At 44.2% G+C, this 15,460-nt stretch carries 11 protein-coding genes and 1 pseudogene; 4 read left to right on the top strand and 8 right to left on the bottom strand.

From position 1 onward, the window contains the following. Window positions 1-903 precede the first annotated feature (903 nt). A complete protein-coding gene (locus F6K57_RS15945) occupies window positions 904-2,538 on the top strand; it encodes a dynamin family protein (RefSeq protein WP_293069191.1) in 1,635 nt (544 codons plus the stop codon). Window positions 2,539-2,630: 92 nt separating this feature from the next. On the opposite strand, the gene F6K57_RS15940 is transcribed toward F6K57_RS15945, so the two are convergent. Then, complete coding sequence (locus F6K57_RS15940) at window positions 2,631-5,282, bottom strand: ABC transporter substrate-binding protein (RefSeq protein ID WP_293069189.1); 2,652 nt, start codon at window positions 5,280-5,282, stop codon at window positions 2,631-2,633. A gap of 427 nt (window positions 5,283-5,709) precedes the next feature. Between F6K57_RS15940 and F6K57_RS15935 the strand changes: the two genes are divergently transcribed. Further along, window positions 5,710-7,269: a TIGR04222 domain-containing membrane protein gene (locus F6K57_RS15935; protein WP_293069187.1), complete on the top strand. Its 1,560-nt coding sequence runs from the start codon at window positions 5,710-5,712 to the stop codon at window positions 7,267-7,269. A 67-nt stretch (window positions 7,270-7,336) separates the two neighbouring features. After that, on the top strand, window positions 7,337-7,831 hold the full coding sequence (locus F6K57_RS15930; protein WP_143727741.1) for a hypothetical protein: 495 nt from the start codon (window positions 7,337-7,339) through the stop codon (window positions 7,829-7,831). Here the strand turns inward: F6K57_RS15930 and F6K57_RS15925 are convergent. Next, window positions 7,805-8,356: a hypothetical protein gene (locus F6K57_RS15925; protein ID WP_293069185.1), complete on the bottom strand. Its 552-nt coding sequence runs from the start codon at window positions 8,354-8,356 to the stop codon at window positions 7,805-7,807. The two genes, F6K57_RS15930 and F6K57_RS15925, sit on opposite strands and share 27 nt — an antisense overlap. 771 nt (window positions 8,357-9,127) lie before the next feature. On the opposite strand from F6K57_RS15925, the gene F6K57_RS15920 reads away from it, so the two are divergent. Next, entirely contained in the window at window positions 9,128-9,967 is an 840-nt protein-coding gene (locus F6K57_RS15920; protein ID WP_293069183.1) for an SDR family oxidoreductase, read from the top strand. Here the strand turns inward: F6K57_RS15920 and F6K57_RS15915 are convergent. From F6K57_RS15915 to F6K57_RS15890, 6 genes and pseudogenes are all read right to left on the bottom strand, one after another. Beyond that, window positions 9,872-10,282, bottom strand: a complete 411-nt coding sequence (locus F6K57_RS15915) for a hypothetical protein (RefSeq protein ID WP_293069181.1) — start codon at window positions 10,280-10,282, stop codon at window positions 9,872-9,874. The genes F6K57_RS15920 and F6K57_RS15915 overlap by 96 nt on opposite strands. A gap of 648 nt (window positions 10,283-10,930) precedes the next feature. Next, window positions 10,931-12,256, bottom strand: coding sequence for a hypothetical protein (locus F6K57_RS15910; protein WP_293021292.1), 1,326 nt, complete (start codon window positions 12,254-12,256; stop codon window positions 10,931-10,933). Window positions 12,257-12,682: 426 nt separating this feature from the next. Continuing rightward, entirely contained in the window at window positions 12,683-13,126 is a 444-nt protein-coding gene (locus F6K57_RS15905) for a transposase (protein ID WP_293069180.1), read from the bottom strand. A gap of 167 nt (window positions 13,127-13,293) precedes the next feature. After that, window positions 13,294-13,513, bottom strand: a pseudogene (locus F6K57_RS15900) (transposase); the annotation flags it as partial. A gap of 453 nt (window positions 13,514-13,966) precedes the next feature. Next, the gene (locus F6K57_RS15895; RefSeq protein ID WP_293069179.1) at window positions 13,967-14,377 is read right to left on the bottom strand and encodes a transposase; all 411 of its coding nucleotides are present in this window, start codon (window positions 14,375-14,377) and stop codon (window positions 13,967-13,969) included. Window positions 14,378-15,122: 745 nt separating this feature from the next. After that, the gene (locus F6K57_RS15890) at window positions 15,123-15,254 is read right to left on the bottom strand and encodes a hypothetical protein (RefSeq protein ID WP_293069177.1); all 132 of its coding nucleotides are present in this window, start codon (window positions 15,252-15,254) and stop codon (window positions 15,123-15,125) included. Between the last annotated feature and the right edge of the window lie 206 nt (window positions 15,255-15,460).

Here is a 15,460-nt window from a genome sequence, read left to right as displayed (position 1 = left end):
CACTATTAAGTTTTGTAACATTTTGCTTGCTTAGAAGGGTGAGGGGTTGCACCCCACATTTATCTTGCTATACTTAGATTAGTAGATGCACCCTGATGATCGAGAGAGTCACACCAACGGCTCTCTTATTTTTTTTGAGATGTCTTAAGAGTTCTTTACATATTTGAAGTGATAGGTTTGAAGCGGTGCGTACCCTTCATCCCAATCATTAAGCCGATGCACACTATTAAGTTTTGTAACATTTTGCTTGCTTAGAGGGGTGAGGGGTTGCACCCCACATTTATCTTGCTATACTTAGATCAGTAGATGCACCCTGATGATCAAGAGAGTCACACCAACGGCTCTCTATTTTTTTTTGAGATTGCTGAAAAATTCTAATGGTGTTTGAAGTCAAGGGTTTCAAGTCAACTGGTGGTTGCTTTGGGAGTGCGTACGCTTGATCAGAATCATTAAGCCGATGCGCACTATTAAGTTTTGTAACATTTTGCTTGCTTAGAAGGGTGAGGGGTTGCACCCCACATTTATCTTGCTATACTTAGATTAGTAGATGCACCCTGATGATCGAGAGAGTCACACCAACGGCTCTCTTATTTTTTTTGAGATGTCTTAAGAGTTCTTTACATATTTGAAGTGATAGGTTTGAAGCGGTGCGTACCCTTCATCCCAATCATTAAGCCGATGCACACTATTAAGTTTTGTAACATTTTGCTTGCTTAGAGGGGTGAGGGGTTGCACCCCACATTTATCTTGCTATACTTAGATCAGTAGATGCACCCTGATGATCAAGAGAGTCAAACGAACGGCTCTCTATTTTTTTTGGCTATACTGTATTTGCTACCGTGCTTAGTGCTGGGTTCAAGTCGAGGAATCGAACCACAGACCAATTACTTAACACAACTTGTCATGGAAGATCAGCAAATCTATCAGTCTGTTGTTAATTCTCTTAGGTCTGCTATCGGTCTGCTTGATTTGGAGCAAGACTCACCCTTGCGAAAGGATGTAATTGCCCTGTGCGACTATCTAGAAAATCCCACATTTCGGATTGCTGTCTTTGGTCCGTTTAATTATGGAAAATCCACCTTGCTCAATGCTTTGCTAGGAAAGCGCACTCTGCCCATTGGTCTAATTCCCACTACAGGGGCTGCAATTCATATCCGATATGGAGAAGAATTGCATACTCGAATTACCCTGACTGATGGCACAGAAATTAGTGAAAATAGCACAGAGGTCTTGAAGCGCTATGCTATCTTAGATGAGCAACGGTGTATGCGCTCTGATGTCGCTTCGGTAGAGGTTTACTGTCCCCATCCCTTCCTAAAAACTGGTGTAGAATTTTTGGATTTACCAGGAACAAATGACCGGGAAGCTCAGGATAAATTAGTGCGCGACCAACTGCTAACAGCAGATTTAGTCGTTCAAGTGCTGGATGGTCGCCAGCTCATGACCTTGGGTGAGCGGGAAAACCTGAGAGACTGGTTAATAGATAGAGGAATCAAGACTGTTGTTTTTGTGGTCAATTTCCTGAATTTATTGGAACCTGATCAGCAAAAAGAAGTCCAGACTAGGCTACGGTTTGTAGCCGAAAGTTTTCGGTCGGAATTACCGAATACCCTTAGTAACTTGTATCGAGTTGATGCCCTACCTGCTTTGAGAGCTAGACTAAAAGGATTATCTGATCAAGCACATACGACGGGATTGGCGATGTTTGAATCAGCACTACAAAGTATGGTAGCTGCTCAACGGGAAAAGACAACGGTTCGCCTGGATCGTGTGGATGCGATCGCAACTCAAGTTAAAGCAGCACTACAGTCTAAAATCCAAGTCATCAACTCAGAATTAGAAACTGCCAAAGAGAAGCATCAGGCTAAACTTGAACTGCAACAAAAAGCTCAGAAATTGATTAAACAAGGATTCCAAGCCACTGTTTCTGACTTCGAGAGTTGGCTCTATTTGCCCAAACTGTTAGAACGCTATCAATCAACACTTGCGACAGCACTTCAGCAAGGGGAATTTAGCAGTTGGCAAGCACAATTCCAACAAGACATGGATGGATATCAACAAGCAATCCAGGAATGGGTTGATAAAGCTTGTGAGTTTTTTGAGCATCAGTATCCTGGTAAGCTAATCATTTCTGTTCCCGATACTCCCCAAGTTATTATACCTGAGCCTGCCGACTCTTCCGAGGAGTTAAAGAAAGTTATCCCAATTGCTCTTGCTACTGGAATCCGTTTGGCTTTAAAAGGTAAAGTGGGCGCAGCCATGGCTGGAGGGGCTAGCTATATCCTCAGTAAAGGGGCAAAGAAAGATAAATCAAATTCATCTGCTGACTCTTATGACCATCAAGTAGCCCAAGCCTTAAGTAATGCAGCTCAGGATTATCTGACTTGTTTCAGTAAAGAAGCTTTCTCGATGGTGCGTCAGTATCAAACCAAGGCAGAGAAAGTGATCAGTTTGCCAAGAAATCAAGAACCACAGGATGTCAGCAGCAACGTTTATCAGCTGCAGTTATTAAATAGTGTTTTAGAAAGATTGAATTAAGAATGGTGAATTAAGAATTTAGAATTCTGTCAGCCTTTGGCTGATCGCTGAATGCTGAATGCTGAATGCTGATAGCTAATATCTTAATACTTTCAATCACAAGAAGAATACTCAAGGGGCACAAAGGCTAAACCAAAGAAGCTCTTGGGACAAGGTACGATATGAACTAATTCTCCAGGAGGATTCTTGCGATCACCGTTGGATTCAAACTCAATGGTTCCTGTTGCACCATCGGCACTAAAACCATCACTTGCTAATGTTTTCTGGATACCCTTACGTGTCGGTTTCTTTGACATTTCTAACGCCTTAATCAACGTACGAGTGGCATCATAGGTGGTAGCTGTGGTCGGATTGACTGGTCCATGCCACAATTTCCTAGTGTCTTGAGTAAATTTTTGGTTAGGACTGCTTCGGGGATGCCAGGGAACAAATAAAACTACTTTCTCCAATAGCTTTGAATCTCCGATGCTTAGAGTCTGGGGACTATAGAGATTCCATCCCCCTACTATCAAATTACGACCGTTGTTAGCTTTGATTAACTCAATGGAATTCTCCAAAGCATCAGTGATTTGAGCATCTGGGAATAACACCAAGGCTGTTTCTTTATATTTGCTTACTTCCTTTAGGGCTTTGTTGGCGTTGAAGTTACTTTTGGATAACTTATACTCTCGGACTTTTATGATCCTTCCTCCCTTGGTTTCAAATTTTTGTTTAAATTTCTGCCATCCATAGCTACTAAATGAACTTTGAGGAGTGTAAAAAACTGCTACTTGGCGTTGATCTATCTTAAGTAGGTGGTCAACTAAACTATCAGTTTCGTCTTCATTAGTAGGTACAGTCCGAAATAAAAAATTTCGAGGGTTAGTTGTGAGTTCTGTTGTCATAGCATAGGGAGCAATCAATGCCAGCTTCCCATTTTGATAAGTATCTACAGCGGCAAGAGTTGTTTCACTAGTCCAGTGACCGATGACTCCTAGAATACTCGATTGCTTCACCAATAAGCTTGCTCTTGCTTTCGCCTCTTCTTCACTATTGGCATCATCAGCAATTACGACTCTGAGTCCAATCCTATTATTAATCCCTTTACGGTTTAGAAAATCTTTACCTGGAAATTGCTGAATCAGTTCGTTATCGACTTCAAAGAGTCCCAAATTAACTTCAGTTTGAGCTTGGGCAATTCCTCGCAGAATTTCTTTAGCAGCATTGGCATCTTTTACTGATTGATTCGGGGTGTCAATGATGGGAATTGTAACAGCTATTGTATAATAGTTTTTTCCTTCAGCTTCCAGTAGCGCATTATTCAAGTAAATTAACGTTTCCGGATCGGCTCCATTCTGTTGCCAGGATTGTTTAAGTAACTCAACAGCTGTTTTATAGTGAGCTTTTGTCCAAAAGCAATTCCGAACTTTTTTCCTGGTTTCTTGACGCCAAATTCCTAAATAATTTCTGAATGGCTCCTGACACTTAGCTAGTAACTTCACACTCCGTTGCTTGAAACGTGGAGCAGAGGTTGTATCCAGTATCTCTTCCCCAGAACTAATCTTGTCTCCTAGCTTGTTAGGTTCTGTGCCAATTTTGTAAATTCCGTAAATGCTAACGATCGCAACAGTCCCTAACGCTAATTTAATCAAAAGTTTAACTAATGATCCTGACACTGGCCAACGCCAAGGTTGTGCTTTAGGATGCTGATAAATCACTGGTAACCAAGTAGCGTAGGGTAATTTTCTATCTAATCGATTCTCTAGATAATGCAGTCTTTTTTGTGCTACTTTAACTGCCTTCTGGAGAGACTTTCCTTGAGAAAATTCTTCCAGAAAAAACCTGAGGAAAGTCTGGGCAACTTCATCGGGCACTGGCTCTTTCATAATAATGGCTTGTGGCATTTGTAATTTAGCTAGAGCATTGGCTAAACCTAAACCATCACAGCTATTAAATATAGCTAGCTTCAAGCCGTTTTTAATGGCTTGCTTGAGAGCTGGGATTAACTCATTAATGAGAATACTGTCTTCCTTATTTATATAAATTCGACCGGTTTCATCATTACATTCGCTAGAACTATGACCAGCAAAAAACAGAATATCCCAACCATCGTTTTCCCAAAGTTTTTGGTCTAACTCCTCTCGTGTCGGTTCTACTAGAAAGCAAGAGGATGAGTCTAAGCTAGAGACTTGCTGCCAATAGTTGCGGTCGGTTTCGATATCAATTCCCTCACTGTTACCAAGAATAGCTAATAGTCTGACCCGATTTCTCAGTTTAGTTTCTGGATGTGGCTGGTATTCCAAGGGAATTAAACTAAATTCAACGGAGTCATGATTATTTTCCCATACATCCCAGAGGTGCCATGGTAATCGTTGAAGCTGAGGATTATCGGTCTGAATCAATACCCGAGTATCACGATGACGGCTTAACTCAGTTGTTAATTGATCTCTGACCTGGTCAAAGCCATCGGATCTAGAATTCAGCCATTGGTTAATATTGTTCCTTAACTCGTCAACCAATTGCTCACAGGATTTAACCGAAGAGATGTACAGTCCTTTGGGAGTTAAGCGGGGGTTTCGGTAAAAATACTCTAAATTACGATATCCTTGCTGCCAATCGGTGTATAGTTGATAAATTTCGGGGTTTGGGGCCAACCAACTCATAATTTTTCCTTCAGCTGACTTGTCTGTTGTTCCCCATGTCAAAGTGACTCGAATTCCACTGTCTAGGTCACCATCTAGTGTTAAAGTAACTACTCTATTCATTTCTATTGATTGCCGTATTTTGGTAGATTGCCAGATCCAATCAGCTACAGGAGTCTGCTTGACTCTGATTGACTTACGAAAATTTGCATATTGATGATTAGCGCTGTTACTCCCTCAGGATTTACTAGGAATTTTAATCCTAAGAATTGTCAGTCAAGCAGCGCTTTGAGTTATGGGGCTATGGGATTCAGGCAACTAGCATACTTTCTAGTATATGGACTATACCATATTTTTGATATTATCCAGAAATATTTAAACTATCTTCACATTTATTTGAACAAAATCGCGACGCATTCCCCCACCTGGGCGTAGACCACCCTACGCGAACGCAAAATCAAGAGACCTTTTCATAAAACCTTATTTTTAGGCTGAATAGAAATATATGGGTAGATTCAGGTAACTAGCATTCTACAAGAAAACACAAACAATGATGAACCTTCAACAAACCCAAATTTATCAACGCCTTCAGGCATTTTCTTTAGATGATCCTGAGGCCAAATTTCCCTTTAGCAAGCGACTAGCTCGGGAAAATCAGTGGAGTCTTAACTACACTCAGCGGGTAATTGAGGAATACAAAAAATTTGCGTTTCTAGCAGTAGTAGCTGACCATCCCGTCTCCCCTTCTGACCCAGTGGATCAAGTGTGGCATCTACACTTGACCTATACCCATTCTTACTGGGATGAATTTTGCCCAAACATTCTACAAACCCCCTTTCATCATCTGCCTAGTGGTGGTGGTGCCAGTGAAAAGTCTAAATTCGACGATTGGTACAGTAAAACCCTAGCCAGCTATCACTATTTCTTTGGGGAAGCGCCACCAGTAGATATTTGGGCACCCGCTGATATTCATGTTAGTCAGCATGTCAATTTTGTGCGGGTAAACCCTCAGCAGCACTGGATTTTACCTAAAGTTAATTTGCCTAAAGTTAGTTTACCTAAGGTTAGTTTAAACTCACTCCCCAACTTCAGCCTCAACCAATACGCGATTGTTTTCCTATTGTTCGTCTTGACAGTAACAATCACAGGTTGTGAGTCATTAGCCTTAGTCAATAGCGCAAATCCACTTAATTTTACAGGACCATTATTTCTTAGGTTCTATCTATTGCTAGTAAGTGCTGCGGTAGTCTTGGCCTACGGTTTACGTTGGTATCTACGAGAACCAACTTCCGATCCCTATGGCAAATCGGTCTATCTCCATGCCTATGAGACAGGCTATTTAGTTGGTGGTCAACAGCGAGCCATCGATACAGCCATCGTTAACCTTGTGCAGGATCAAAATTTAAAACCTGTGCCCAAAAACCGAGGGCTAGAATTAGTCAATCCCTTGGGTAACACAACTAATCCCCTTGAGTTGAAAATTGAGAATGCTGTCAAAATTGGTGAGAACATCACTCAAATCAGAGCATCTGCTGCATCCGCTACAGACCAAATACGCGATCGCTTAACCGATCTCAATCTATTACTTACAGAAGACCAGGGCAAATCAGCCCAGCAATATCCCGCACTTCCTCTGTTTGCTGTCTTGCTCCTAGGAATCAGCAAAATTATAGTAGGCATTTCGCGACATAAGCCAGTCGGTTTTCTGATCATACTGTGCGCCATGACAGCAATCATGGGTTTGTTCTTTCTGGTTGTACCAGTAAAGCGTAGTCGTTACGGCGATACTGTATTAGGAAACCTAAAAGTTAAGCATCGGATGCTGCAAAATGCTCAAAACCATTCTCAACTCGCCCTGGCATTTGCTCTATTTGGTAGTACAGTTTTGAGCCAAAATGGTCTACAAAACTTGCGAAAGGTATTTAATCCTCCCAGCCATTCTGGTAATAGCGGTGGCTTCGGTGGCGGTGGCTTCGGTGGCGGTGGCAGTAGCTGCGGTGGCGGTGGCAGTAGCTGCGGTGGCGGTGATAGTGGCTGCGGTGGCGGTGGCAGTAGCTGCGGTGGCGGTGGCTGTGGTGGCGGCTGTGGTGGCTGCGGTGGCGGTGGCTAAAGAATTATAGCGGTTTCCGCGACTGTGAGGTACATCTTGATCAGCCCTACTAGGGGAAAGCCATTTCTTGTGTACCTCATCCAACCACAGAACCGCTCTATTTGATCGTTATCCTTGTCTTCCTTATGGTGCCAAAGCATTGCTTGAGAGTGACTTTGATGATTGCTTTTGGCTCACCGTTGTTCATCACAGGAGGTCTCTTAGCAAAATATTTAATGATGCCATACCTCAAGGCCAAGCTAGGGCACTAGCTGAATTTTACGCATCAAAAACACCACCTACAGCTCAAGCAGAATCTAAGGAAGCAGTACCCGAAACGCCCAAGCCAGAAGCAAATCAGCCTCCTGTAGAGCCGAGCGCATTATCTGAAGCATCACAGATAGAAGCAGCACCCGAAATGACCCAACCACCAGAAGAGATTCAACCGCCAAAAGAGTCGAGCCAGCAACAGCAATGGGTGGAAAGTCTAGCGCCAGACCTAGCTCAACTTTTGTCAGACGTGCGATCGCGTAGCGTGACCTACGGTCAATCGCCCTTATTGTGCTTGATACGGCAGAGATGAATGGTGCAGATTGATTTTCAGATCACCGTTTTCATCGCGAACATAACCAAAAGAGTATTCTACCTTGATCTCGCTACCGTCTGTTTTGGTGAAAAAATACTCACCCATCGACATGGCTGTATCGCAGTTGGTAATAATTCCTTCATTCTCAAAGCGCACTTTATTATAGGGCGCAAGAGCAAAACCTTTATCTTCGCTGATGCTGCCGCCGACAAAATAAGACAAAGCCTCTTTCTCCGTGCCTCTGAACGGATCATCGCTGGCCAGTGTTGGTTTGAACAAAACCTTACCAATATCATAAGCATAAAGCCTGTCAAGAGTACTTTGTGCTTCTGCTTCTGGGTTTTCTGCCTTGCCAATGGCGACAATGGCTTTGCCCCAGCTTTGCTGTGCAGCTAGAACATCGTTTTTTGTGACAGGATTTTCGCATGGCGCAGCCTGTGCCCTTGGCGTACCAAGGTTCGTGCAACCAGTCATTGTGGTTACTGTGGATAGGATTAAAAGTGCAGAGAAATATGGTTTCATGGTGATCTTTTTCTTTTATAAGACTAGGCGTAAATCTCAGTACAGGACAAAAGTTGCCAACAGAGCAGCGTGGGCGTAGCGCAATCGGTGCTTTTGAATAAAATAAGCACCTCAAGCAGCGTGACCTTTAGCTCACGGCTGTTCCCTTAGCTTGGTCTACGGCCAACGGCTGACGGCACCTCAAGTAGCCTGAGCCAAAAGCTCACGGCACCTCAAGCAGCGTGCGCGTAGCGCATATGCTGAGGTTACAGAGTTCGATATCAAGCTGCTGAATCCAGATTAAGCTGTTTAAGCGATCTCAACTCTGTAGCAATACCACAAATACTGTACCACTATTCCTCTCACATAATCCCAAATAATTGGGGTAAGTCGCTGATTTGAACTCTCCTCGACTTGAAACGTTGAGGATTTTGGGCTGATGCTGTGCAACCCTTGGCTAATCGCTGTTAGTTTACGACATTTTAGCACAGCAACGTATGTATTTTACATTACATTTACAAATATTTACATTTAGGCTAAAATTGATATAATAAAACAGCAATATCTATCGGGAAATCAAAAGCTGTTCAGGATTCAGCCAAAACTGTTACGTGATTATAACCTCTGGGAATTCTATTAGAAAGTCCTAGACAGGTTGATCTGACGTTACTTAATCCGGAACCAACAGCTCAACTGTTGAAGTCAAGCATATTCCTCCAACGGATCTATTTAGCGAGGGGTTCAGACTCGCTTTATTGAAATTGTTACGGATGTCCCTAAAGATTATACCTTATGAATATTACCATTATTGGTTGCGGTTATGTTGGCACAGCTCTAGCAAATTTCTGGCATCACCAGCAGGGTCACCAGGTTACAGCTACCACTACTACCCAAGAACGGGTAGCAAAGCTGAAGGAAGTCGCTTCACAGGTAGTGGTGATGAAAGGGGATGATACCCAAGGGATGCAGTCGGCACTTATTGATCAAGACACTATCGTCCTGAGTATTGCCCCAATCAGTAATAGGCAAGTTGATGCCAACTTCTACGAAGCCACCTACATCCCCACCGCTAGCAATTTGGTAGCAGCTTTAGCAGATAATCCCAATGTGAAGCAGGTAATTTACCTAAGTAGTTGCGCCGTCTACGGTAACCAACAGGGAGCATGGGTAGATGAAAATTCTCCCATCGTTCCAGCCAACGAACATGGTCGGGTTTTGTCTTTGACGGAACATATTTTATTAGGGGCAAGCAGTGAAGAGCGCAATGTCTGTATCCTGCGCCTTGGGGGGATTTATGGTCCCGGTCGTGAGTTAAGCAAGCGGTTTGAGCGACTGGCAGGCACGACGCTTCCTGGCAGTGGCGATAACTTTATCAATTGGATTCACCGAGACGACATTGTTCAGGCCGTGGAGTTTGCCCGACGAAACCGCTGCCAAGGTATCTACAACCTAGTTAACGACCTCAAACTCACGACGCGGGAGCTGACTGATCAAATATGCGATCGCTACAATCTCCCCAAAGTGTTATGGGATTCCTCACAACCTAACTTCCGAACCAATAACGCCCGTGTCCATAATCGGAAGTTGAAAGTTGCTGGTTATGAGTTGATTCATGCTCAAACCTTGATTTAAGCCCGCTGAACCAGAGAGGGCCAAAGCAGTTTCTACGACACCAGGAACATAGTCAAATTCGACAATTTTACCGATGGTGCGAAAACGTCCCAGGTCTTTCGGGTCAAAATCCAACATGCTGACTTTGTGACCGAAAACCCCTGTCTTTTCATCGACGACAATATCGCTGCCCTCTGTGGTTTCGGTAATGGAATTCATCCATCGTTCCAATTCTTGTTCATTAGACTTCGCGGCAGAAGTCGGGAACAGGGAACAGGGAACAGGGAACAGTGGACAAGAATTGACGTAAACACTATCATAAAAATACTTTTGCAAGAGGTCTATTGATTTGAACCCCCAATCGGTTCGCGGATTCAATGACGCGGTTCCGTGCATCTGCGGTTTGACCTGGTGTTGTACTCATGTGGGATATCCTGAATATATATAATTGATGATCAAGGATCACAAAGGTTAAAAAAACCTAAAAATTTGTGGCCTTGCTAAAGAGCTTGGGCCTTGATTTTACTAGGCTCGCAATGCAAGACAATAAGTTAAAAGCAGTGTCAAAGGCTAAATTCTTGGCTGCTTTTTCAGGAAGAGTATCTAGAAAGATATCATATTTATGAATGGTTGCAAGTAAGAGATCAAATTTATTTACAATCTCTGTACCAATGCAGATAGGATGGGAATATTTCTAACCCAGTTGCACAGCCCATCTGGTAAGAGTCGCCCATCTGGTACTAGTAAACCTTTGGGACAAATCTAATCATCAAACCCAATGGAAAGTGCATTGTCAACAATCAAGCGAAGCGATGCAGTCGGCTAAAGGCGATTGCCACGGGGCTTTCAAGGTGCCGACACAGGTTTGGCACCCAAACCCAAAACCATGAGCGACTGCATCAAGACAAGGCAGGGTTTATGGAGAACTCTCCCTGCTTATCCAACAAGATGCGTTTCCCCTACGATAGGCGGCTAGAGTAATTATCAACTCTTGAGCTGGTCAATATAAGCCTTAATTGCAGGTAGTGCTGTCATCTTTTCGTAGAAGAAATTGTTGACAATATTCATTACCTCTGCTTGGGCTGCGTCTACTTGGGGACCAAGGGGAACCCCCTCCTCCTGACGGCTGATGCAGCGGGATAGACGCAGCAGATGGCGCACGATCTCCAATTCCTCTTCCCCTTCCAAGACCTTGATCACTGACATAATCAGTTCATCAGTCTGATCAAGAATGCTGTCGATATCAAAGACGGTGCTTTTTTCCGTGGCTTCTTGAACCGTTTTTACCAGGGCGTGGACTTGATAAAGTAATGCCGCCGGTTCGTCAAAAAGTTCCCGCAGGAAGGCAGCTTCCTCATACTGCCCATTCAGCCGGAATATATTATACAAACGTTTGGCAGCTTTGCCATAGTTGAGATGATCTTCCTTAACATATTTTTTAACTTGGTCTTGCAACGCCGTCACGTAATCATCCATGACATCGCTGGAAACCTGCTTCACCAGTTTGTTAAAGATGGGAGCAGATTCGGCATCCAGGTAAACCTCTTGAAAATAAGCGTCTAGATAGCCGTCTAAGGGAGTGATTGTACCATCGGGAGCTTCCCAGGTCACATCCAACATGTTGCTAGCGTTGGCCAATTGACCGCGCACTGGATCAGAAATTACCCAGTCCAGCTTACACCAACCGGGATCGTCGGCTACAGAATCCCAGGTGATGATGACAGGATTTCCTTCAGAGTCCCTCGCTTCTATCTTTCCAGCCACAACTTCGTCAGAAGACCACGCGATCGGTGAGCCTTTGCTACAGGGGCGTTCGTTGCAGATAACGTCTTGGGGATAGCTACCAAATTTCAGTTCAATGAATTCAAAATTGTCACCCGACAGGCTGTTGATTGCTTTCTCACGCATAATTCGAGCTAGAATCTGGCAAGCTTCAGCCTTGGTGGGGGCAATAATATTCACCCGCTCGAAGTAGTCACAGTCTCCAGGGTGAGTTTGAACCTTGGATTGAGCGGCTGAACCAGAGAGGGCCAAAGCAGTTTCTACCAGACCAGGAACATCGTCAAATTCCACAATTTTACCGATAGTGCGAAAACGCTCCAGGTCTTTCGGGTCAAAATCCAACATGCTGACTTTGTGACCGAAAACCCCTGTCTTTTCATCGACGACAATATCGCTGCCCTCTGTGGTTTGGGTAATGGAATTCATCCATCGTTCCAATTCTTGTTCATTGAGTTGAACTCCCAATCGCTTGGCGGATTCAATGACGCGGTTCCGTGCATCTGCGGTTTGATCTGGTGTTGTACTCATATCGGATATCCTGAATATATATAATTGATGATCAATGATCAGAAAGGTTAAAAAAACCTAAAACTTTGTAGTCTTGCCAAAGAGCTTGGGTGTTGATTTCACTAGGCTCGCAATGCAAGAGAATCAGTTAAAAGCAGTGTCAAATGATAAATTTTTTTTTGCTGCTTTTTCAGAGAGTATCTAAAAAAGTATCATGTATCTGAATGGTTGCAGGGAAGATACCAAATTTCTTTACAATGTTTTTAGCAATGCAGATAGGATGGGAATAGTTCTCAAAGTTGCAGCCCATCTGTTACGAGTAAACCCTTGGGAGAAATCTAATCATCTAAGAGGATGTCTGAAAAGTAATTGGCTACGCCAAACGTCTAAGCATGATCAGAAATCTAGGCAACTCGAATCATAGTTTCAGAAGTCGCTGGTAAGACTTCATAATCTTTGCGCTCGACGACGACACCAATTAAACCAACCGAAAGTCCGTTCCACGACCCAACGTCTTGGTAAAACTTCATTTCCTTTCACGGTATCTGAGCGCATCACAGTTTCTTTTATCCAGCCATAGACATCCATCACCCACCTCATAAAACCTTCACCTCGATAACCGCCATCAACCCAAATTTTGATTAATCGGTGAAATCTGTCTCTAAGTCCATGGAGTTGGTCGAACAATAATTTGGCTCCCTCTCGTTCTGGTAAAGAAGCTGCACTGACGGCTACAACCATTAACAAACCATGGGATACCACCACCAGATGACGCTTACGACCTTTAACCTGTTTGGCAGCATCATAGCCCACTTCCAAATGAATCATGGTTGCGGTTTCTACTGATTGGCTATCAAGAATCGCTGCACTCGGACGCTTGTTGATGGTCAACGATTACCCGTACCCATTTTCGTAACTGTTCGTGAATTCTCTCCTAGAGACGAAACCTGATTGTTAGTGGAGCCTTATTCAATAAGTTTTAAACTTTTTCTGCATAGCCTGCCAACCATAAAGGCTCCACTATCCTTACGGTAACTTTAAGCCCAATCACCACTGATACGCCATTGCCGAAAGTAATGATAGACTGTCTGACCTTTGGGAAAATCGTGAGGTAACAAGACCTATGCACATCCTGCTACCAAGACATAAAAGATGGCATTGACTACTGAGCGCATCTCTACGCTTAATGGACGACCTCCCGGCGCAAGCTGGTGGTATAAGTGTTTCGAGTAATTGCCATTGTTCATAGGTTTTATCGGTACGATATGATTGATTCATTATTTTACTCTCGTTATCTGTCTTTTATTGCTATGGACAGCTGATCGTGACGAGAGTTTTTCTTTTTGCGATCTGCTTGCAGCCGCGCCGATGCGCGTACGCGCATTTGTGTTTGCGATCGCATTTATTTTTACTTTTCAGACATCCTATAAGGGAATGCCAACAACCAAGATTATCGTAATGCTCTCTAGGTGTAAGGATTCAGGTGTGGGGAGAAGGGATTTGGGAAGGAGCTTCGGGCAAGTGACCAGCAACAGCCATGAGAGCTTGCTCAAAGAAATCCATCACCGAACGTCCCTGAAAACGACAAGTTTGGACTGGTCGTGTAGTAAATTAGCGGTCTGCTCGAATCGTTGGAGGGAACTTCAGCCACCACGTTCCCTTACGCCTAGTTACCGCCAAGCGTAGAGACCTTTCGGCGCTTTTTATTATCCGGTGGGACTTGGGGATGGTCTAAAAAATACCACCATTGGGAGGCAATCTCAATGAGGGAGCGCAAGAGTTTCCCCGCTTCAGCCCCAGCAGCTGAACTCCAGGTTTGAACCGTTGTCTGTATCTTCGCGCGTGAATTCTTTTACCCAGTGTTGGTAATCCGTTGAATCTCCAGTTTGTTGCCAGAGACGATAACGGCTTGCATGCTTCATCAATCAGTTCAACTTTGGCTTCCCCAATGGCTCGGTTGTGAAGTAATGGTTGTTTGATTAACCTGAGAAAGTGACGGCGCAGATGGGCGCTTTCACTTCTGTTGATCATTGACCGATAATAGCCATTGTAGACACTGTAATCATCCGTAATCAGAACCCCGTCATAGGTCTGTCCCAACTGGCTAATCAGTTCCCCTCGCGAGGGTGTATCTCCAGCCATGTTATAGACAGAACTCGGGATGGCTCAGTACCCAGAGCCATGTCTTGATGCAATAGCGAGTGGGGGAAACCCCCTTTGGCGGCGCTGCATCGCTTCTTTAATGCCCTTGACCGCCCACGGCGTTTCATCCACATGCACATTGGGTTGTTCAACAGCCACCCAGGTCAAGAGAGCCTCAACGCTCCCTTGGCAAGCTTAATGCTAGTCGTTGGTTGGTGTTCACCAACGTTCCCACTCCAATATTGATCCCACCGAGTTCCCACAACATCTGAAGTTGTTTGGAGTAAGGCAGATGTCCGTAGTTTCCCAGCCATCCCAGTAATCCTTGCAACCGCACGCCCAAATCAAGTCCAGGGGTCAGAAGTTACCGTAAGAATAGTGGAGCCAAAGCAAGTTGGTAGGTTATGCGGCATAGGGTTAAAGGTTTGTTAGTAAGGCTCCACTATTCTAAGGTTTCATCTCCGGGATGAGCGAATCAGGCCACGGTACCGTAGCTCTTACCCCACATTCAATACACTGACAATAGTGGCGTTGATATTCTACGATTTCTATGGGTCGCTCCACCAGCTGAGCTACTTGTTGAGTTTCGACTTTGACGCAAGGGGTTTCGATCAGACTCCCACCGCAGGAAGGGCATTGCTGGGGACTAAGTATAACGAGCGCGGTCTACTCGTCCAAACCCAAAGCGGGTCTTTCCTTTGTGTCCAGGCTGCCCTCCGGGTTTCTTTTTGCCTGGACTCTCGGATTAATCCTGCAAGTCCTGCTTCTTTTCGGACTTTTTGAGCAAGTCCGTTGATGGTGGATTAGATGAGTTTTTCGAGTCTAGGCAAGGGCTGAGTTTGAGTCTTTCTATTTCTTCAACCAGACTTTCGATCACTGAGTGCTGTTGCTAATCGCAGTTTTTTTTGCTCCACTACCAGCTGCACCAGTTCTTCCGTAGGACTTCTGGTTATACAGCAGCTGTGTCTGGGGTTAGTGAGAAGCTACACATTCTTCTGATGATTCTCCAGCTCCATCCCGGACTTTGTCAAGCCCCTACCTGAATCCTTACGGTATGATAAACGCTATATCTCTGATTGTGAT

It is taken from the genome of Moorena sp. SIO4A5 (assembly GCF_010672005.1).
Taxonomy (GTDB): Bacteria; Cyanobacteriota; Cyanobacteriia; order Cyanobacteriales; family Coleofasciculaceae; genus Moorena.
This window is presented reverse-complemented; position numbering and strand designations above follow the sequence as displayed.